The sequence below is a fragment of the Acidianus manzaensis genome (assembly GCF_002116695.1).
GTDB lineage: Archaea > Thermoproteota > Thermoprotei_A > Sulfolobales > Sulfolobaceae > Acidianus > Acidianus manzaensis.
This window is the reverse complement of record NZ_CP020477.1, coordinates 13748-37543: the sequence shown is the minus strand read 5'-3', so window position 1 is coordinate 37543 and position 23796 is coordinate 13748. Positions and strand designations below refer to the sequence as shown.

Annotated in this window: 7 protein-coding genes and 3 CRISPR repeat arrays (2 of these 10 only partly in view); all 7 genes read left to right on the top strand. The window is 31.7% G+C overall.

Annotated features, from left to right (window positions below; genetic code table 11):
- Nucleotides 1-4969: a CRISPR direct-repeat array (repeat unit 25 nt; unit sequence GATTAATCCATTATGGAATTGAAAG); it reaches 938 nt to the left of the window's first position.
- A gap of 736 nt (nt 4970-5705) precedes the next feature.
- On the top strand, nt 5706-6191 hold the full coding sequence (locus tag B6F84_RS00080) for a hypothetical protein (protein ID WP_148690327.1): 486 nt from the start codon (nt 5706-5708) through the stop codon (nt 6189-6191).
- Nucleotides 6192-6193: 2 nt separating this feature from the next.
- Nucleotides 6194-7171, top strand: coding sequence for a type I-A CRISPR-associated protein Cas7/Csa2 (gene cas7a, locus B6F84_RS00075; protein WP_148690326.1), 978 nt, complete (start codon nt 6194-6196; stop codon nt 7169-7171).
- 44 nt (nt 7172-7215) lie between these two features.
- Nucleotides 7216-8004, top strand: a complete 789-nt coding sequence (cas5a, locus tag B6F84_RS00070; protein WP_148690325.1) for a type I-A CRISPR-associated protein Cas5a — start codon at nt 7216-7218, stop codon at nt 8002-8004.
- Nucleotides 7983-9059, top strand: a complete 1077-nt coding sequence (locus B6F84_RS00065) for a hypothetical protein (RefSeq protein WP_148690324.1) — start codon at nt 7983-7985, stop codon at nt 9057-9059. Before cas5a ends, B6F84_RS00065 begins: the two co-directional genes overlap by 22 nt.
- A 570-nt stretch (nt 9060-9629) precedes the next feature.
- A complete protein-coding gene (cas3, locus tag B6F84_RS00060) occupies nt 9630-11393 on the top strand; it encodes a CRISPR-associated helicase Cas3' (protein WP_187152715.1) in 1764 nt (587 codons plus the stop codon).
- Nucleotides 11394-13259: 1866 nt separating this feature from the next.
- Nucleotides 13260-17527: a CRISPR direct-repeat array (repeat unit 25 nt; unit sequence GATTAATCCATTATGGAATTGAAAG).
- A gap of 953 nt (nt 17528-18480) precedes the next feature.
- Complete coding sequence (locus tag B6F84_RS00055) at nt 18481-19164, top strand: CRISPR-associated endonuclease Cas3'' (RefSeq protein WP_148690322.1); 684 nt, start codon at nt 18481-18483, stop codon at nt 19162-19164.
- A gap of 970 nt (nt 19165-20134) precedes the next feature.
- Nucleotides 20135-21535 carry a TM1812 family CRISPR-associated protein gene (locus B6F84_RS00050; protein ID WP_148690321.1) on the top strand — a complete coding sequence of 467 codons (1401 nt, stop codon included), beginning with the start codon at nt 20135-20137 and terminating at the stop codon, nt 21533-21535.
- 879 nt (nt 21536-22414) lie between these two features.
- Nucleotides 22415-23796: a CRISPR direct-repeat array (repeat unit 25 nt) (it continues 3051 nt past the right edge of the window).

Here is a 23796-nt window from a genome sequence, read left to right as displayed (position 1 = left end):
GCTTGGCTGTTATTAACTTGAAAAGCTCTTTGTTTATTTGATTAATCCATTATGGAATTGAAAGTTAGAAGGTTTACAACATCTAGCATTATGCTTATTGCTTTGATTAATCCATTATGGAATTGAAAGCATCATGAACTAATTTTTGCATTACGACAATTGGTTATAGATTAATCCATTATGGAATTGAAAGATACAACAATTTTCAATACAACAAATAAAAGATGCAGTGATTAATCCATTATGGAATTGAAAGGCCCTCTACCAGTACTTCGGTACTGGCACGGTGGAGTTATGATTAATCCATTATGGAATTGAAAGCTTTCTATCTCTTCTATCATTCCTTCCAATTCTTCTTGTGATTAATCCATTATGGAATTGAAAGTTTATTTGTTGTATCGAAAATAATTGTTGTATAGGATTAATCCATTATGGAATTGAAAGTATGAATATATCTTCTCATTCTGTAACTTAATTGAATATCCATCATGATTAATCCATTATGGAATTGAAAGATAAAATTAGAGAAATAAAATTTTAATCATAACTACAATTTGATTAATCCATTATGGAATTGAAAGCTATGTCCTTAGTGTGCTTGGTCATATAATCACTGATAATGATTAATCCATTATGGAATTGAAAGAAATCAATAGTGATACTTCTCCTGAGGTTCTCCTCAGCATGATTAATCCATTATGGAATTGAAAGGAAGTAATACCACATATCACATTTGTCTGTCATTTATTTCGATTAATCCATTATGGAATTGAAAGTTCTCTTCCTTGATGGGATGAAAAAAATGTTTAAAACTAGATTAATCCATTATGGAATTGAAAGACACACGGGAGGCCGTACCTCATCAAATGGTCCTGGTTTGATTAATCCATTATGGAATTGAAAGAACTAACGTTACCAAATTCACTTCCGTCAATCAGCAAGTAGGATTAATCCATTATGGAATTGAAAGCCAATTGATTCCGCCATTCGACGAATTTACATCATGGCAATGATTAATCCATTATGGAATTGAAAGTCGTAAGTTTTCCATATCCATGGACCTAACGAGATGTTAGGATTAATCCATTATGGAATTGAAAGTCAAATCTTACAATTTCGCAATTTTGTGTCGTCACAACGAGATTAATCCATTATGGAATTGAAAGTGTACTTAAAGACAACGAAAGACTGAAAACCATAATCTTGATTAATCCATTATGGAATTGAAAGACCTCCAGGCTAACTTATACTAGGGGGTATTTAAGTTTTGATTAATCCATTATGGAATTGAAAGTTATTATCTTCAACCTCTGCGATACCTCATGCGATAGCTGATTAATCCATTATGGAATTGAAAGTCCACAGTGTACCTATCGTTTCTAATAATCACAATTAATTTGATTAATCCATTATGGAATTGAAAGAATATTTTTCCACGTCGTTATTAATGCTGATACCATGATTAATCCATTATGGAATTGAAAGGAAATTCACTAACCCCAAGTTTACTATAAACTCTTGTAATGATTAATCCATTATGGAATTGAAAGGGCTCTACTTCAGAGTAAGTAGCTTTCTGCTTTGGAATGATTAATCCATTATGGAATTGAAAGTCACTGATTGCGTTGGCATACAGGCAGGAATTCGGACTGGATTAATCCATTATGGAATTGAAAGGACAATTTACGGTCTGAAGATTCACGTAAAACAATCCCACGATTAATCCATTATGGAATTGAAAGTATGGGTCAGGTAAGTAAGGTAATTGTTGCCCGATTTCTTGATTAATCCATTATGGAATTGAAAGATAACTACGAAGTATTTACTCCAGCAATCTTGGACAGGATTAATCCATTATGGAATTGAAAGATCTCTCAGCCAATCCTTACGAGTAGCGTAGTCGAATCGTGATTAATCCATTATGGAATTGAAAGTATTGATTTAAAACCTAACTGATTAAGATATTGTAAAGCTGATTAATCCATTATGGAATTGAAAGAGGATTATAGCCAAATTTTGAAACAAAATGAACATTTTGTGATTAATCCATTATGGAATTGAAAGGTAATAAATTGAGTTACGGTCTGATCATTCTCTTCAACAAGATTAATCCATTATGGAATTGAAAGCACTTTTGTTTTAGTTTTTGAATGTTGATACACAAGTTTTGATTAATCCATTATGGAATTGAAAGTCGTTTACTATCTCTTTAATTGCGGATTTTATGCTTTGTTGATTAATCCATTATGGAATTGAAAGATTTTTTGCATATTATCATACAAAACTATAAGAACGCCTGATTAATCCATTATGGAATTGAAAGAGATCAACTTTCTCAGCCCAATTATGATCAGGGTCTTTCGATTAATCCATTATGGAATTGAAAGTATGTGGATAGATTATTTTTACCAAAATTTATACTTTGATTAATCCATTATGGAATTGAAAGTATACTTCTCTTTAAGATCGTTAGCTGTCATTTACTTGCCGATTAATCCATTATGGAATTGAAAGTTTGTCATTTTACCTACCATAACTAACCCCGAAAAAATTACGATTAATCCATTATGGAATTGAAAGATACAAAAAACGCTAACTTTGAACGATATCATACAAATAATAAGGATTAATCCATTATGGAATTGAAAGTGAAGGGGGAGGAGACCTAACAGCTCCTCCATGCCCTTCAGATTAATCCATTATGGAATTGAAAGCTGATCCTCCTTTTTCTTCCCTCTCTTCTTCCTTCTCTGATTAATCCATTATAGAATTGAAAGATACTACGCCGATTACATAGAGCAAAACTCAAACATTTTGATTAATCCATTATGGAATTGAAAGGGGAAGATACAGAAAATTTACTAAAAATCTGGCTAGAATTTGATTAATCCATTATGGAATTGAAAGACTAAATCAGAAGAATTCAATAGACTAGTCAGACCGTTTGATTAATCCATTATGGAATTGAAAGTTGTATTAATGACATTTTTAGCGTTTACGAATAATATGATTAATCCATTATGGAATTGAAAGGCATAATCTTAGTATTAATTGGGTGGTGGTATGATCATGATTAATCCATTATGGAATTGAAAGCTATATACTCGCCCCACTCTTTATCAGTTGAACATATTTCTGATTAATCCATTATGGAATTGAAAGCTCTATGGAATTGAAAGATTCGCTTCGTATATCTCTGTGATTAATCCATTATGGAATTGAAAGGCAAAAAATTCGGTCTGATTAGAATAATTCAAATCTTTGATTAATCCATTATGGAATTGAAAGTTGAGATAATAATATCTGATATAAGTTTACTGGTAAACTAGGATTAATCCATTATGGAATTGAAAGGGATGAAAGGACTGGTATTGTTGCAGCATTAGGTATGATTAATCCATTATGGAATTGAAAGTAAATTATCTATTATCATTTTTCTAGACCATGGTGATACTGATTAATCCATTATGGAATTGAAAGCCTAACTATACTGTAAGATTCGAAGAAGACTACAAATGGATTAATCCATTATGGAATTGAAAGTCTTTTTGCTTAACTTTCTGCAGCTTTCTGCAATAAGGATTAATCCATTATGGAATTGAAAGACCTCTAATAATGTGTACTCAGAAGTGATATTTAAAGTTTGATTAATCCATTATGGAATTGAAAGATTGTATATTAATTGCTTCTTAATGCTTCGGAAAAACTGATTAATCCATTATGGAATTGAAAGCTTAATCGCTGTAATGTCTTTTGCCTCTGTGCCTCTACCGATTAATCCATTATGGAATTGAAAGATTTGATTGGTCTTCTTTCTTCTTTTTCGGCATTTAAGTGATTAATCCATTATGGAATTGAAAGATTTCTATCAAACCCAATCGTCCAAAATCCAATTGGTGAGATTAATCCATTATGGAATTGAAAGTACACTATCTATCTCTCCACGCCGATAATGATAATTTCCGATTAATCCATTATGGAATTGAAAGTTATTTGGGATATAGTTATATCCTTCTTGTTTTCTTGATTAATCCATTATGGAATTGAAAGTTTAGATTTGTGTATGATATTACATTGATTTGATATTTACCGATTAATCCATTATGGAATTGAAAGAACTAATTGAATATAAACTTGACCAGAAGCATATATTTCGATTAATCCATTATGGAATTGAAAGTTTGAAAAAGAGGAACTAGAGCCAGGCTGATTTTGGATTTGATTAATCCATTATGGAATTGAAAGCAGTTTATTGAGCCGACTGTCAGATTCCACGTAATGTTAGGATTAATCCATTATGGAATTGAAAGTTAGATAGAACGCCAATTCCATTTAATTCTATTTCTTCTTCCTGATTAATCCATTATGGAATTGAAAGGTTTCTGGTAAGCCAATGCCAGTATTTACATGCACTAATGATTAATCCATTATGGAATTGAAAGCACGCAATCAGGATCTGGAGGAACATCTTCTGGTTCATCTAATCCGTTTGATTAATCCATTATGGAATTGAAAGGGTGTAATAGGTAACTTTCTTTCAAATGCATGGGGCAAGATTAATCCATTATGGAATTGAAATATTTTTATCTTTCCATCTTCAGTAAATGCTTTTTTACCATGATTAATCCATTATGGAATTGAAAGACTTCTTTCATGTCAATGAGCTCTCTTACTTCATCAAGATCGATTAATCCATTATGGAATTGAAAGACCATCACCTAACCAAGCATGGTTCGTTGGAGGGCTTGGGATTAATCCACTATGGAATTGAAAGATAAAACTCATTTCATATAATGAGCTATCTATCATAGTTATAATTAATCCATTATGGAATTGAAAGCTGAGTACTTGACGTCTGTAAGAATCTAAGTTATCAAATGATTAATCCACTATGGAATTGAAAGGTGATCAGGTAAAATCTGTTAAACAAGACTTCATATTCTTGATTAATCCACTATGGAATTGAAAGTTTTCCCTCATCAACCTATGTGTATTTGCATATTTACGTGAAACGTTTTTGTGTATAATAATTTCTTAATGTCTTTAATTTTTAGTATTATATACTAGTTCTATAGCTTATTCCAATGATAAAAGATATGTCAATTTCTAGATGCTCGTGAACTGTTACTTATTGTACGGGACTGTTGGAATACAGTCATGAAAATTAGTGTATAATACGAGAAAAATAAAAGCATAAAGAAATTATATTCACGAAAAGTTAGTTGTAAATATGCCAATACTATCTAGTATTAATTTAGAGTTTACTGCAAGATTCATAGAGGATTAATATAAGCTACAATTTAGTGTATTATTTGTAGATTTTGATGACTGCAATCCAACAGTCCCTATTGTACGATTTCTTTTTATTATTAGGTTTGATTAAATGAGGAAATTGATGAAAAGGTTCTGCCTCTATTTTTCTTTGTGGTATAAGGTTTCGATTTTTGTGTTTTGTTCAGTAATTTTCACTTTTTTATGAATACAGAGTATCAGTTATTACTTTCCATTATCTTATCATACTTTTTTGAATGAATATAGGGTTGTTTTGGTTTCATGGATCATGACATAATCTCGTGTTCCTATATCATTTATCTTAGATAACATGTCGTGCCATTATTATTTACCTTAAATTCTGATTTGTAATGGAAATGTGAATTGAATGATAAAGAATATAATCTAGTTTTTAATATTAATAGTGAGGTTAAATGTCTACTGAATCTTTGGAAAGTATTATAAACAAAAAGTTTAAAAGTATTGTAAAAGTTTTTCGTTTCTATATTGTTCTCAGAAGGTTTGGCTACATAGATCCTTTAGTCTACTCATTGGATGTAAATTTTCTTAAAGATTTAATTGCACAGGCGTTAAGGGAGTACCACTCTTATGTTTCATCTGCTCCGCAGAGGAAGATGAGTGTATTTAATATAAAGTCTAAGAAGGAAGAGGTAGTAGAGCTACCATGCCTTTTAGAGGCTAAGCCTGGCGATATTCCTGAAGCGTACGTAAATATATATAGGGATATGGTACATAAAATTGCTGATAATAATAACTACTGTGTAACTCCAGTGATGTGGGACAGGGAGGGAAGATCTTATTTGGCTATGCCTACTGATATTAAGATAAAGGAGTTTTTAGAAAACTTAAATAATATTGAATACGCAAGAATATTAGCAGCTTTGGCAATGGGTGCTTGAAAATGTGGTTGTCCTTTAGTGTAAGGTATTTAGTTAATGTAGAAGATTTAAATAATGTAGAGTCCGCTGGTAACTACGTTAGACATAGAAGAGCTCCTATAGTAACGAAAAGCGATACGGGATACATACTAACGTACGCTCCTGCCATTAGTGGAGAAATGATAGCTCATGGATATCAATCTAATTTGGTTCTTACTTCTAAGCAAATGAACTTGCCTGTGGATAGTTTAGCGGAGATGGGGATTTTTGTAAAGAGGGGTGCCAAGGACGATGTACATAATACTAAATGTAAGGAGGTAAAAGAAGAACATGACTATGAAAAGTGTGTGATTGGGGAGGATGTGATTGAAGATGTCGCTGGATTTATGAATCCCGATAAGTTGGTTAAGAGGGTGTCAAACATAGCTTTCAGCTACATGATTCCTGCTTTGGACGCTGTAAAGAGTTCTGCTGTTAATCCAGAATTTCACGTTAGATATGCTACAAATGAGTTAATGAAGGCAAATGAAAATGCTCAATCAATATATAATGTAGAAGTTGCTAGCTCGCCTTATATTCTTACGGGATATTTAAACGTTGACGGAATAGGGTGTACGCAGTCTACTCCGTTGGAGTGTGTTGAAAAGAGGAATGAGAGGATTTCTGCTTCATTGGAAGCTTTAACTCTAACATTATCTCAGATGTTGTTCGGAGCTAAGCAGACTAGGTTTAAGCCTATTGTTGATATAGAGGCTCTGTTTATTAGTTTAACTGAAAAGCCGTTCAATTTACCTCCAGTTTCAATGAGTAATAACAGCATGGATAGTTACATAGATTTCGTTTCTTCGACTTTGGAATCTTTCAAGAAAGCTCTTGATCTCAAAAATACTAATAAGATATACTATTATGTAAAGGAAGGGTTAACTACTAAGAATAACGATATAAATAATCCAGTTGAAGTGTTTAATAGGGTTAAAAATGATTTATTTCCAAAGAAATAGACGATGAGATCCTATGTTAATAATTTTTTCAAAGAAGTGATAAAATGAAGGGTATCGTAGTAACGGGATCATATCATTGGGGTTTTTCTATAAGGATACCTAAAACTTCTGCTGGAGGAGCTTCGTATCCAGTTCCTCCGATTTCTACTCTGTTAGGGGCTTTAAGTAGGGGTTACTGCGATCATGCTGTTAGTTCAAAAAGGTCATGTACGGAGGAGTTCATAAATAATGTAGCAAGGAAGGATTTATTTTGGATAACTTTAGGCTTGGATGAACCTCTTTTAATGCCTTATTCTGACATGATGAGGGAGTCAAGAATTCCTTATAAGCAGAGTAAATACAAGAAATTAAATGAAATTGGGCAATGGTTTGGAGTTTCGTCTTTTGGAAAAGTTTATGGACCATGTTCTAGATTTGAAATTTTTCTAGTAGTTAAAGATAACGCTGAATTGTGGACTAAACTAGCTTGGCAGATTCCGAGTATGGGTTCGAAGGAATCAATAGTGTCAGTGTATTCGGTGATTGTTGATGACTTAAAAGAAGTTAATGAGGATAAGTTTGAGACGAACGCTTATTTTCCTTCTAAATGCCTTACCTCCAGGTTAGAAGGATTAGAAGAATTGAGTATGCCTGTTGAGAATAATTACGAGTTAAGTTCGAAAAGTGTTGAAGCAAAGAGATTCATTCACGCTTTAGTACCTAGGAATTTAGGATATGGTGGTTACGTGAAGATTAATAAAAATAATATAAACCAAGAATGTGTTATATATAAAATAAAGGATTATTATATAATTATGGATCGTGATGGAATTTGGAGTTCGAAATTGAGTTAAACTTACCTCAAAAAGGGCTACTGTTAAGGGATTTAGTGGTTAGTTCTCTGCTATATTTAGGACAAGACGGGAAAATTAGTATAGAAGGTGATAAAATAAAAATAAAAGTGAATAGCGAAGGCGTTATGCTTGACAGGATTAACGAATTAAAGAACTATTTAACGAAGGATAACTTGATCATGAATTCTTTAAAAAGTTTTTCTAAAAACTATAAAAATGCATATAAGCTACTTACTGAAGACATAAAGTCTGAAGATTTTGCGAAGACGATACTAGAGGATCTTAAAAAAAGTGATGAAGAGGATTATTCATATCCTTCGTTAATTCCCGAATTCTTAGAATCGGGGAGATGGTACGGTGGTTGGAAGGGTTCTTCAGGTAAAACTAAGCTAGATATTTCTAAAAGTTTTTCGTTTTTAGGTACTGTATCTTTTTCGTTATTCAGATTAGGTCAGTACATAGAAAAAGGAAACAAAAAAGTCCTTATGCTGTGTCCAGTTGATTCCACAGTGCAATTGATGGAAGTAACTGGGCCTAAAATATTATATGGAGATAATTTAAGAATTAACGAAATAAAAGACAGTGCTTTGGCTAAATTATCTCATAATGCAAGGTTATTTTTAGCGTCATTAAAGATAAACGAAGGTTATTATCAAAAATTAACAGTAGTTCACGTAGATTCTCACAGAGCTGAAATACTGGAAGATAATAATTACTCTTCAATATCAAGCTTGATACAGCTGTCCTCTGCTTTAAATAAAAAAGACGAATTTATAAAAATGTTATCTCCTTCATCAATCTCCAAATTAAAGGACAGTAACTGTGATTATAACTGTGCAGAGAGTAAAGCAGTGAATACATTTTTAGAAGTTAGCAATTTAATTTTGGAAGGCTTGAAGGGAAGTATAAGCCCAGACGAATTCTACAATTTAGTTAGCAGAGACTCATTTATTAAAGATCCATCTTTAGCAAAAATTCTAAATCCTTATAGGGTTAGAGAACTAAAACGTGGATTAGAAACTGTATTAACGGTTAAAAATCAATTGACTTATTAATTTTTTTTTAAAAAAAACCCTAGTAATCCATAACGCAGTTTATGATTTGTTGATTTTGCTTATTAATTTTTTAAAAAACCTCGTTTTTAAATCATCTGAAAATGGTTTTATCGCAGTAGTTTATAGATTATCTGAAAACTGAGGCAATTCTCTAAATCAGAACATTTGTAAGATAAGTTTTTGAGCATATTAAGACTATCCTACGGTTTTTCCAAAACGAGATTAGTGTGTGTATCATTTGAAAACTAGACGAAAATTCCATGAGCTATCCTAATAAAGAGAATAACCTTAATTTTCAGAAAATCCACAAACTAAAACGAGATAGTATGAAAAATAGTTAGATTATTATAAAGGTGAAACTTATATATCTCAAAGTAGAACTGGTGATCTAACCCAGTTCGTTAGATTATTATATAAGGTAAAACAAACAACGTTATCCTCCTATGATTTTCACAGAAGGTATGATAGAAGTAGCCCGTTTAGTATGTGTACCATTTGAATACTTAATGCTATATATAACGTCTAACTTAAAATTAAAACCTTTAATTTAGTTTTTCATATATGTCTGACATGGATGAGTATTTGCCTGATTTAACCACGCAGAGGGCTAGAAAAGGTATTGAAAAAGTTCTAGAGCTACTTAACTGTAGAGAAACTGGAACAGAAATTAACGGAAGAAAATTAGCAGAATGCAATGACGTTAACTTTATCCTATCCTTACCTACAGGTTACGGAAAAACTACTTTATCCCTAATTTTAGCTAAATATTTATCCACTCACACTACTTCTAATTTCTCTAGAATAATTCACGTAGTCCCTACCAGAGCATTAGTAAAAAGTATAACAGATGACGCCAAAAAATATGGACTGGATTTCAGAGTTCAGTATTCTTTCTCTCCTTCAGAATTAAAGTCTCCTTTTTTCCTTTCAAACTTTGTAATTACCACCTACGATTCATTTTTCCTCAATTTATATAAAGGAAACATAGGTGAACCTTTCACAGATCACGGCCACTACGATTTACCTAGATTCTCCATTTTAACGTCAATAGTTAACTTCGATGAATATCATTTAATGACCGATAAAGGATATTCTTCATTGATAGCCTCAGCAGAACAGCTAGCTAAAATGGGAGTCAACGTTATATTTTCTTCAGCAACTCCTTCAATCCCCTTGGAAGAAGCAATTTCCAGAGAATTTGCAGAAAACAACAGACGCATAATATCAATAGCAATAGTAAATAATTACGGCGAAGCAATAAAAGGTAAAGATTGCAAAGAGGAAGGAGAAAAAGGGCATTACACGTGCAAACCTAAAGGGTCTTCCTCAGAGTACGAACTTATCGAAATCGTGGACGATTTCAAAGTACCTAACATAGACTACGAAATAATTAATAATGAAGATGAAATATATTCTAAAGCAGAAGAAATAGCTAAAAAAGAAGTAGACAAAAAACCTAAACTACTAATTGTCCTAAATACAGTAGATAAGGCAATAGAAGTATACAGTAAATTGAAGAATAAAATGGAAGGGCTTTGCTTAGTCCATTCCAGATTCAGAGTTGAAGATAAGGACAAAGACTTCTCAAACTGCGAAGTCATAGTTTCAACCCAGGTTATAGAAGTTGGAGTAAACATAAGCGCACTCAGCATGATAACAGAATTAGCTCCATTACCTTCAATTGTACAAAGAGTAGGTAGAGTACTAAGAAAAAATGAGGAAAGTGAAGGAAAAATATATATTTGGAATAGCGGAAATCCAGGTCCTTATGATAAAGAATTAGTGAACTCAACATTAGAAATATTAAATAAAGAAAAACTATGTTTAAGACACCCATTCGGATGCTATCAAAAACCAGGCTATGCAAATAAGATAAACATCAGTTATAAGTTAGATTCTACGATGATTACAAAGCTCAAACAATTATCAGAAAATATATTTTTAGCAAAGAAAGATCTGCAAAACATGATGAAAGATTATCTATCATTGACAGGAAACCTCTTCCTAAACGTGGCTTTTACTAAGCCATATGACGAAAAAGAACTGATACCAGTGAGCGTTAACTATTTATACAATAATAGGGAAAAATTACTTTATTTTGATAATAACAATAAATGCGTAACAGTGTACTTAGAAACCTACGATTCAGGCATAATAGAGAAATGTTCTTCTACAGTTTACCGCTGGTTCGGTAAAGATGTTGATAGTTTTCTAGAAAATTTAGCTGAACAGTATAAAGATGTGATATGGGAAGACAATAAAAAGATGGTTTTCATAGCGTTCAAAGTAAATCCAAAATACTATGATAAAGAATTAGGACTACATATATCATAGTAAAATTACAATTCATAGTGGATCACAGGAAAATTGAGGTGTTAAGTTCACTAATTCTATATCAATTTTTTCCTTCTCTGATAGATAGAGGATTATCCTAACTTCGTTGCCTGCTGATTTACCAACATCGAAAACTTCTCTGATAGATAGTGGATTATCTGAAAATTAAGGTTATTCGCTAGAGGCAGTAATTACATTCAACGGATAATCATACACCTTGATTATCTGAAAATTAAGGTTATTCTATTTATTAGCCATTTATAGAATTATAGTTTAGTTTTCAAATGATACACACTACTTCTGTGAATTAATTACAAAATCTATAGGGGATAATATGAAAATTGAGGCAATTCTCCGAGTTAGAGTGTAGCTGAAGGGGATGAGAGCTAAGCTCTTCTTCGCAATTCTGAAGGTTAGACTGTAGTTAAAACGTTAAGTAACTACAAACACGTTTCAAATAAAATATGAAATTGTGACAGAATCTTATCGAAATCTTCCTCTTAAACAGAAAATGGACACTCCGTCAATGTACATTCCTTTAATCAGTTAGATTTTCCTTCTAGACTGAAAATAACACTCTTATTACGCACGTTCAGTCTATGAAACTGGTGGTACACCAGTAACTGGTTATCCCGCCAGTTAAACTATGATAGTTTTTTAAATAGTTTGTGGAGTGTTCGGAAACAGAGATTTTTCTCTAAATCAAGACCATTCTTAGAACCAGCGTAAAGTATTCGGCTTCTACATAAACTAGTTTTTAAGTATTCTTTCAATAATACAGGGTATAGAAGCACGGATAGATTACGTTACTCTATCGTGATTAAGACTTCATAATAAATAAGAAGCCAACGACTACTAAATTTTATTTTTATAAAAAATAATACGTTAATAATATTTATTTTTTCCTACTATCTATAAAATATTGAACTAAAGAGCAAAATGATATAGTCCATAAAATCCAGCATTTAACTTTTACAACTTCATGAAAGTACTAAATAAAGGTGATAACTGAATAATTACTTAAAAATTAATTATCAAGGCTAATACATAACGTCAATTTAATTACACTTTTACATAAACGTGAAAATACTATGCATTCCAACGACTAGTTATAGAATTAATGGGGTGTGTTGGATTGCATCCACGAAAATCAATAAATAATACGAGCTAAATTGTAGCTTATTAATCGTCTATATATTTTACAATAAACGCTAATTAGTATTGGCATATTTACGCGAACTAGTTTTTGTCTACATGATTTCTTTACGCTTAATTTTTTGCGTGTTATACTAATTTTCATGACTGCACTCCAACAGTCCCCTATAGCGCATTAATCTTACAGCTCATTGTATTAATATTTGACTATCTAATACTTATTCTAATAATAGTTCTATTTGAAAAAAATTTTATTTTTTTAAAGAAATAAGCAAAAACTGAAATAAAAAGCGTTTAAATTTACGAAGTAGCTTTTTCTACGAGGAAACGCCTATTTATAAGAGAGATTAAAAACACAGAAAAACCTAAAAATAAACAAAAAACAGAAAAGACCAAAGCCTATAATATAGTTTTTAAGATATCCTAGCGAATTTATGAAGAAAGAATACGATTTTAGGAAAGGTGATTTTCGAATTTCATTTAGAGATTAAAAGTGTGAAAGTTCGAGTCTCAATGCGACCGAAACGAAATCATCAGAGAAAACTTACATTTAAAAACCAAAATCTACTTTCAATTCACGAAAAAGACCATGCAACCAAAAAACGTAAAAGTAAATACTAGAGAAGTCGGTCGCAACTAAAACTAAGGAAAACACGTAAACTTATAAACAAAGAAAGAAAAAACTAAGATAGGTGATATATAAAACCAACAGATTAATCCATTATGGAATTGAAAGCTGTATTCCTGCGATCCTGTTAACGACTCATCAACGGATTAATCCATTATGGAATTGAAAGTTTTAATGAAACGGGTTTTACGCCCGCATAGGGTTAAGGGATTAATCCATTATGGAATTGAAAGATTTTTATCGTATTACACGCAAAAAATGAAACAAATTGATTAATCCATTATGGAATTGAAAGTTCGCTTCAAAGTATTTATAAGCGTAGTATTCGTCTTCCGATTAATCCATTATGGAATTGAAAGACGTAATATTGGAAACTGGGGAGTTTTTTCGCTTCATTTAGATTAATCCATTATGGAATTGAAAGACGGTATTCCTCTGCAGTGGTATTCGGCGTGTAACACAATTGATTAATCCATTATGGAATTGAAAGAGAATCAGCAAACTTAAGTATCGCTCTTACAGAATTTGCAGATTAATCCATTATGGAATTGAAAGATAGATCAGGTGCTTGAAGATAATGAACAGTTGAAAGCAGGATTAATCCATTATGGAATTGAAAGTAGTCAGACAGGATAGATACGAAATCGATGAAGAGAACAGATTAATCCATTATGGAATTGAAAGAATTTCTTAATCATACAATACAAAACTACAATCTTACAAAGATTAATCCATTATGGAATTGAAAGATGTATTCCTTTAATTGTAGAGATGATGTTTGAATATCTGATTAATCCATTATGGAATTGAAAGTATTTAAAAAATATATTTGGCTTTCATCAAATCATGATCATGATTAATCCATTATGGAATTGAAAGTAAACCATTCTCCCTTACCTATTTCGAAGCTTCTCTGATTAATCCATTATGGAATTGAAAGGTTCATTTTGAGTTTCAACTATCACTTTAGCTAATCTGTCGATTAATCCATTATGGAATTGAAAGCCTCTTTTGAATTAATAAAACTTATGAACTGTTTAGCTGAGATTAATCCATTATGGAATTGAAAGTATTCCTCTGTAATTTGTTGCGATAAAATAATCTAAAACGATTAATCCATTATGGAATTGAAAGTACATGACTTAGGTGTTGAATTTTATATGAATAAAGGATGATTAATCCATTATGGAATTGAAAGTAAATCGCAAAATATTCCCATTAAGAATGCTATCGTAATGATTAATCCATTATGGAATTGAAAGTTGATAAACATCATTTGGCACTAATATCATCTTTGTCATGATTAATCCATTATGGAATTGAAAGAACGTTAACAGTTTCGGTCTACTTAACGCGAAACCGAAAGTAGATTAATCCATTATGGAATTGAAAGATATAAAACACAAAAAATTATAACTTCCGCATTAAAAACTTGATTAATCCATTATGGAATTGAAAGACAAGATCTCCTGGCAAATGACGTTTTTAGCAAAGCAAGCCGATTAATCCATTATGGAATTGAAAGTTGATGATGAAGAATTAGCGAACGATACCGTCCACTGATGATTAATCCATTATGGAATTGAAAGGCAAACCATTTAAATCCATACTGAGATAACCAATTTTCGAAGATTAATCCATTATGGAATTGAAAGTAAGAAAGACATCCTTAGATCAAGAATAAAAAGATAGGATTAATCCATTATGGAATTGAAAGTTAAACTATAAGGTCTGTGTTTATCATCTGTTTCCCAAATTTGATTAATCCATTATGGAATTGAAAGTCTTTTTTTCTCATTTTTATGAATAATTTTCAGTTTTCGATTAATCCATTATGGAATTGAAAGATATTAATTCCCCCTTTCATGACCATGTGCAAGATAATGTGATTAATCCATTATGGAATTGAAAGATTAACTTCAATGTAAGGAACACCATTTGATGGGAACTTTGATTAATCCATTATGGAATTGAAAGAAATAATAAATTGATATTAGGTCAGCATTATCACGATATATGATTAATCCATTATGGAATTGAAAGTTAATCAACCTCTATTTTCATTCCTAATATTCCCTTTCTGATTAATCCATTATGGAATTGAAAGCAAATCAATAATTATCTGTGGGAAGGTGAGGCTTTATAAGATTAATCCATTATGGAATTGAAAGACCATTTTCAGTACTTATTTACAGTTCTCAAAATGCTAGATTAATCCATTATGGAATTGAAAGATTACTCTCCTACATTCATCAAATCTAGATGCTCCAGGATTAATCCATTATGGAATTGAAAGTTTAAATCTCTGAATTGATTAAATGTAAGAAACACGATGATTAATCCATTATGGAATTGAAAGTTTGATAAAGTGCCGATCTTTATAATATCTCCCTGCAAACGATTAATCCATTATGGAATTGAAAGAAAATAACAAATAAAGAACGAAAATACAAAACAAAAAAGATTAATCCATTATGGAATTGAAAGTCTTTCATCTGTTCTAACATTTTAAGTTCATATTTGTTCAGATTAATCCATTATGGAATTGAAAGTTAACACTGTTAATTTGATCAAATACTTCTTTATAATCATGATTAATCCATTATGGAATTGAAAGGTAATTGTACCTGGTGGTTGAACTTGAATTGTTTCTGGATTAATCCATTATGGAATTGAAAGATTATACAATAAATTATAAACCAGGTATTTCAGGGTTCTGATTAATCCATTATGGAATTGAAAGTAAGGGGTAAGTAAAAGGGTGTACTATGGGGTACACCGCCTGATTAATCCATTATGGAATTGAAAGATCATTTGAGTAAATTCCATCAAAGTCCAATTGTTCTCACAGATTAATCCATTATGGAATTGAAAGTGTTTTTCTATTTCTTCTTGGGCTATTTCTCTAATTCTTGATTAATCCATTATGGAATTGAAAGTCTTCGAACCCTTCCCATGCCACTAAAATGTACGCTAAAATGATTAATCCATTATGGAATTGAAAGTAACGTACTCGTAATGACGTTGTATAAATCTTATTTCATTGATTAATCCATTATGGAATTGAAAGTTCCTTTCTTCTTGTATCCTACGCCATGGAATTTTTGCTCTGATTAATCCATTATGGAATTGAAAGTGTATAAAATCTAGTAATTCATCATCAGTATCTGCAAGATTAATCCATTATGGAATTGAAAGAACTGGTTACGTTTGCCCTGTCTGTGGATATCAAACTGATACTGATTAATCCATTATGGAATTGAAAGAAGATTAAGCCTTTACTCAGGTAAACGGCACCCTTCATAGATTAATCCATTATGGAATTGAAAGTTCAGTTTGAAAATTGGATATTAATTCGTGTAGTTTGCGATTAATCCATTATGGAATTGAAAGAAAATAGTACCGTTAATATCGACTGTTGCATATCCGTTAGATTAATCCATTATGGAATTGAAAGCAGAAATTGATGATTAAAATTCTCTTCTTAGCAAAATAATCAAGATTAATCCATTATGGAATTGAAAGATTTAAATCACTTGAAGAAGGCAGACAGAGGGAAGGACTGATTAATCCATTATGGAATTGAAAGAGCTCAGCTCTACTGGGAAATGTGTACCATCAAAGTGATTAATCCATTATGGAATTGAAAGTATTTTTAGCAAAAATCTATATCTAATTTTTATTGCTATGATTAATCCATTATGGAATTGAAAGATTTTATACTGTTCGAGAAACGACTTTAACGCATTTTCTAAGATTAATCCATTATGGAATTGAAAGATTCCATTTATCCTATGTCCCATAAAATTATACTATATTATGATTAATCCATTATGGAATTGAAAGTTACTCCAGGGCAAAGCGACTCATACTTTTGAATAATCTGATTAATCCATTATGGAATTGAAAGTGGGATCCACAGGCGAGATTTCATCAATAAAAATATAACGATTAATCCTTTAGGGAATTGAAAGGATAAAACTGAATTTACAATATAGCCAAATGTATCAACCTGATTAATCCTTTAGGGAATTGAAAGGTATGCCCACCCCTGTCAGAGTACAGTCACACCCAACCTGATTAATCCTTTAGGGAATTGAAAGTCATGATAATATCTGATATGTGTCTCAAATTGATTATGATTAATCCTTTAGGGAATTGAAAGCAAGTAGTCCGCGGGATTCTTTGTTTCATAGGGATGATTAATCCTTTAGGGAATTGAAAGATTCTTCTTATAGCATTGGCTACAAATTCTTGCCTACGATTAATCCATTGGCAGATTGAAAGAAGTAGACTATACAGGTTCAGATGACTTGAGTTTCTTTAGATTAATCCTTTAGAGAATTGAATTTTTTGAAACAAAAATCCCTTTACTTCACTACTTTCTTGATTAATCTTATATGAAATTGGAAATTCTTAGCTAGGTTTAAAGAGATTAATGGAGCTCTAGGTTGCTAAGAAATTGAAGTCTATAAGTCTATTATTTTAGATAATTTTACTATTACTATTCGGATATTTTACGCTAGCCGTATATGTCTTGATAGAGCGTTAATTTTTAGTTGTTAAATGATAGTCTGTGGAGCTTTAAGTAATCAAATGCTAATTTACATGGTAACTTTATGTAACCTTGTATGGAATATCTGAAAATGAATCCCTCTGATCAGCAATACCAAAATTAGTTAAATACTGTATACTAAGCGTACTTAACTGATTCAGAGTGGTTTAAAACTATACTCAATAGCTCCACAAACTGGGGCACAAACGCTAAAAAGATTCAGAGTGGTTTAAAACTATACCACTTTAGGTTAAATACTGCATACTACGCGTTTAATTCGTTACTTTTTGAGCATCGGACAGTAGATTCTGCCAGAAATAATAGAAGCTAAGTTACCGCGAGGAAGAGTTGAAGCTATAGGACAGTGGATTCTGCCAGAAATACATAATATGGTTTTACACAGAGTGATGGCACGCTTTCTATTAAGGAAAAAGGATATCACGGTAAATCATAGAACTTAACGTATCGAAACGGATTGACGGAGAAATTTTCGTGTTGATATCGTCTTGAATTGGAAAACTGAATTCTGCAATAACTGGATGGATAATTGATCATATACTGTTGACATCACGTTGAATCGCAAAACTCTGACGGAATGGATAAAAATTCTAAGTTTTCATCACTATAATATCACGTTGAAATGCAAAACGCTAGGAATCCATGTGGAGAAGAACCATTATTACCTTATAATATCGCGTTGAATCGCAAAACTCAAATGTTTATATTTGTGAAGTGCAAAGTATAAGAAAATGTGTTGGGCATTTTCAGGCAAAGAGACGTTCTCGCAACATGGAATAGAGACTTTAAATGTGTTCAGAAGATGCTTTCAAGAAACTGTGCCCATAATTGCTAAAAGGCTGAATAGGGATCAAAGGGAAATTGAAGTTTACACTGAATTGGCAATAGCTCTTCACGACTTAGGTAAAACTTCTAAAAATTACCAAAAGGGGCCTAATTACTACGGGCATGAAATCTACAGTGGTTATTTGCTGTATAAGATATATGAAAACTTTGAAAATAACAAAAACACAGATAATATTGGAATACCGTTTGTACTGGCATCTATTAACCACCACGAAGCTATGGCAGCTAGAGGGTTCAAATTAATGAGAAGCATAAGTCAAATAAATCAAGTGAAACAGTTTGAATTTTGTGAAGAATGCAGAGAAGAAATAGAAAAAATTACTATAGAAATAGATAAGAGAATTACAGATGTAGTGATTGAAACGATAGAAAATAATAAAGTAATTTCACCAATAAAAGCGTTAAAATGGTTCCAAAATCTGAGCTTTAGCCTAAATTTACTAAGCGTTTATCCAATAGTTTTAGGACCACTGATGGTATCAGATACAGTGGCTGCGAATAAAGACAGAGGGAATAGTTATAGTAGAATAGTAGAGGAATATAAAAAACATCTGCCATGCCTAGTTTAACCGTGTGAAAATGAATGAAATCGTTTAAAACTGATAAATATAAAATACTATTGGTTTTTCAAATTTCCCCTTTTATCTCAATGGTTCTGGCTGAGTCTAAAGTCTTACTCCATGTTTTTCAAATTTCCCCTTTTATCTGTAATGTGTGTATTATTTGAAAATTAGATGATAATTCTAATAAAGAGAAGAATCTTGATTTTCAGATATTCCACACGCTTTCTATCTGTGAGCATTTAAAACTGGCAACTTCTTGATCAAGGCAGTTTGGAGATAAGTATCTGGGAACTGAGGTTTTTCTCTAGGTTAGACCTTCGTAAAATCAGAAAGGTATTGAAATAAATAAACGTCCATAGTGTTCTTCACTCATTTCTCTTCCCAATCCAATATTTCGTATTGAAATGTAGTGTGTGTAACATTTGAATCTTTATGTTGGTTCTATGGATTATTCTGATAAAGAGGATAGCCTTAATTTCCAGACAATCCACAAACTAATTGAAATGAATAAACGTTAATTAAAAATGTATGAGTAAAGTGGCTTGTGAATAATCTGAAAATTGAGACAATTTTCAAGATCAGAATTATTCGTAAAATAAGCGTTAAGTATTCAAATGGTACGTACAACTGTGTTTTTGTTAAAATACGTTATTCGTAAAAGAATGTTAGATTAAGAAGAGATTCGGTTTTGGATTTACTCAGCAAGTTAATGCGGTATTTTTAAACTCATATGTCACGCTTCTGTTTATGCGAAAACCTTTAAACGTTGCATCTTCTATCACCTCCTTCTTACTATTACGCTTTTTGTTTATGCGAAAATGTCTAAGAAAAATAAACCTGGACGTTTTCATGCAATGCTCTGAGAAAGACAGAAAAGGGAATTGGTCTAGGCATTTCTAATACTCTGAATGCATGAAGGATCAGAAAACTGTCATGTTCACAAAAACGTTTATACAAGAGAGTATTTTATCTCTTTATGGAAGTCCTATTTTATATAGCTGGGGATGTAAGTAATTATAATGTAATAACTTATAAATATTCTAACCAAAGTGAAAAAACATTTTTTGCAGCTCATGCACTTTATAAAATTTTTAAACCAGAGAAGGTAGTGGCTTTATTGCCAGATTCTTTAATATCGTCTGGAGATAAACTAGATCCTGGCCAATTAAAGGATGCTTACACGCAACTAATTAAGGAAAGGGCTAGTAAGTTGAACTATAACCAGGAGGAAATTGATGCTTTTCTACGCAATTTAGAGGCTTACGTTATTCCAAACACTGGTATTGGAAGTGCTATAAAAGCTAATGGATCAAACCTTGAAAAAAGTAAAGATGATAAGTACGCCAGGGTTCCTTATTCGAGTAACTTTAGCCCTGTTTTCATTTTTAATGTAATATATTCAATATTCAGAAAATATCGTGATGACGGTTATGATATAATCTTAGATCTAACTCACGGGACTAACGTGTTAACCAGTATTTCTTTAACTGTGGCCTCAATGTTTAATGCCAAAGTATTCGCTGCCCCAGTCATGGGCTCTCCTGGACAGCAACAAGAGGTGAACATTGTAGAGCTAACTGGCGTTATTGAGGCAATGAAAGATTCTATAATGACTGAAGAGTCCATTAAGAAAGTTGACGAAAGATATTTTAGGGATTATTCAGACAAATTGAAAGAAATTAGACCTGATAAAATGCCAGAAATTTCTGATATATTGGGAAAAATAAAGTCCCACGATCCAGGCAGGATAAAGAATTTTCTAGCAGAGTTAAGGAACGGATTTCCAGTGAATGCAGTGAAAGAATTAAAGGAACTGGAAGATGAGATGACTAACTTCGAAAACAGAGTAATGACCTTGAAAGACGCGTACGAGAAATGGTACTCCTATTCAAAATTGTCAGAGTTCACTTCCATTCTACTGTCAAATTTCTACTCTGCTTTAACGGTGAAAAGCTTAATATCCAGGATAAAGGCGAGCAACGACTTAGATTCTCTCAGAAATATTATTGACCTTTACGCTGAAGTGAAGTATTACGACAAGTTTTTATCTTTAGCTAGAGAATATCCTATAGCGTATTGTTTGAAAATTAACGGAGGAGGAAAATTCGAAGACACAGAGGATAAAACTAAAGAAAGCACATTATACGGAAAATGCGAGGAAAGAGTAAATGAAACAATAACGAAAAAGATCTCAGATCTAATAAAATATAGAAACTTCATAATGCACAGTGGACTGTCAATAGATGCAAAAACCCAAATCGATGGCAATGGGAATATAAAACAATCGTCTCAAGACGTAAGTCTATCTAACATAGAAAAATCAATAGAAAAAATTAGAAAAGAACTAAACTCCATCATACAATCCATGAATGGATAGTATTATATATTTTGGTCTTAAATAGAAATGCCAATTATTTTTTGTTATATTAGACATTCTTTTTTTCGTTAATTTTCTACTATCTGAGACTTTGGATTGCAGTCATGAAAATCAACAAATAATACGATCTAAATTGTAGCTTATATAATCCTCTAAGTGTCTTGCAATAAACCCTAAATTAATGTTAGTTAACATTGGTATATTTACGTGAAAAAACAAGACTGATTGATACTGTAGATGAAAAAGAAGCACTTACGCATTGCTGTGCTTACGTAAATAACTTTTGTGTATATAATTTCTTTACGTTTAATTCTTTGCGTATTACATACTAATTTTCGTGTCTGCGTTCCAACAATTCCCATAATCTGAAATCGAGATTTTCTAAGTAGAACAACTCACATACTAGAGTAAAATATTCAAATAATATATCTAATATTAGATTTAAAGCTAGATAAAAAGTGTTTAAGTTTACGTCGTAGTTTTTTCCACGTCGAAACGCCTATTTATAAGAGAGAATAAAAACACAGAAAAACCTAAAAATAAACAAAAAACAGAAGAGAAGAACTTGAATAATAAAGTTTTTGAGGTATTCTGACGAATTTAGGAAAAAGAAGTTAAACTTCAGGAAGGGTTACTTTCGAATTTGATTTAGAGATTAAAAATGTGAAAGTTCGAGTCTCAATGCGACCAAAACGAAATCATCAGAGAAAACTTACATTTAAAAACCAATTTTTACTTTCAATTTGTGAAAAAGACCATGCGACCAAAAAACGCAAAAGTAAATACTAGAGAAGTCGGTCGCAACTAAAACTAAGGAAAACACGTAAACTTATAAACAAAGAAAGAAAAAACTAAGATAGGTGATATATAAAACCAACAGATTAATCCACTATGGAATTGAAAGTATGCTTTTACTGGGGCATGAGGTTAAAAGGGAGGCGGAGATTAATCCACTATGGAATTGAAAGTTTTTTCCACCCAAGAGAAAAAAGAGTTTAAGAATTAAGGATTAATCCACTATGGAATTGAAAGTTTAATATATGAAAAACGGTACAGCTGTCGCAATCATCATGATTAATCCACTATGGAATTGAAAGAATAAATGATATTCCAGAAATGAAGGGTAATGTATTGCTTTGATTAATCCACTATGGAATTGAAAGCATCTAAATGAAATTTCAGCCGCGAAATTACAATTTTCCAGGATTAATCCACTATGGAATTGAAAGTCAATTAATAAGGACTTTGAATTTGTTTCGTTTTTTGCGTGATTAATCCACTATGGAATTGAAAGTATCAGAATGCATTAGATATAATTAGAAAACTACAAAACTGATTAATCCACTATGGAATTGAAAGAACTGAAGAAGTTGATACGGAATTTTTGCAGGTTGTAAATTCGATTAATCCACTATGGAATTGAAAGTATATGTATTATGTCTCTTAGTCCTGGAAAAAACCAATCTGATTAATCCACTATGGAATTGAAAGTTCTTTCTAAAACTTCAATTTTCATCAAAAGACCAAGAGATTAATCCACTATGGAATTGAAAGTTAGTTTAATTCGTATGAGAGAAATTTATATTGTTCATTGATTAATCCACTATGGAATTGAAAGCCTGATAAAAATTGAGTGGAATATCCACTCTACTTGTGATTAATCCACTATGGAATTGAAAGGTGTTTGTCTGTATTTTGTAGAAGAGATTAATAAAATGATTAATCCACTATGGAATTGAAAGATGGACTGGTTGATGGACGAACTAAACACATTCTTCATTGCAGATTAATCCACTATGGAATTGAAAGTAAACTTACGTAGCGTTATCTATAATTAACCGAAAAACTTGATTAATCCACTATGGAATTGAAAGTTATTTACAACATACTACTTCTTCTTTACAACCTTCTTCTGATTAATCCACTATGGAATTGAAAGCGTATGTCAGCGTAATGTGTACATAGACTTCCTGAGATTAATCCACTATGGAATTGAAAGATTCATCAAGACCGTATTCAGCAGTTTCAATGTCATGTTTCGATTAATCCACTATGGAATTGAAAGACGCTGTCTGCTAATAGTGTTATTACGTTTTTAATGTCGTGATTAATCCACTATGGAATTGAAAGGTATGACTGGAAATGTTGACAGTACAGCTGTTGAGATTGTATGATTAATCCACTATGGAATTGAAAGAATGAATTGAGATAATTTCTTACAGATTGCGATGAGACTGATTAATCCACTATGGAATTGAAAG

What these genes read in the sequence shown, in the direction of transcription:
- B6F84_RS00050 (WP_148690321.1), top strand. Translation starts at nt 20,135, where the DNA reads ATGGAAGTCCTATTTTATATAGCTGGGGATGTAAGTAATTATAATGTA.
- cas3 (WP_187152715.1), top strand. Translation starts at nt 9,630, where the DNA reads ATGGATGAGTATTTGCCTGATTTAACCACGCAGAGGGCTAGAAAAGGT.
- cas5a (WP_148690325.1), top strand. Translation starts at nt 7,216, where the DNA reads ATGAAGGGTATCGTAGTAACGGGATCATATCATTGGGGTTTTTCTATA.
- B6F84_RS00080 (WP_148690327.1), top strand. Translation starts at nt 5,706, where the DNA reads ATGTCTACTGAATCTTTGGAAAGTATTATAAACAAAAAGTTTAAAAGT.
- B6F84_RS00055 (WP_148690322.1), top strand. Translation starts at nt 18,481, where the DNA reads ATGTGTTGGGCATTTTCAGGCAAAGAGACGTTCTCGCAACATGGAATA.
- cas7a (WP_148690326.1), top strand. Translation starts at nt 6,194, where the DNA reads ATGTGGTTGTCCTTTAGTGTAAGGTATTTAGTTAATGTAGAAGATTTA.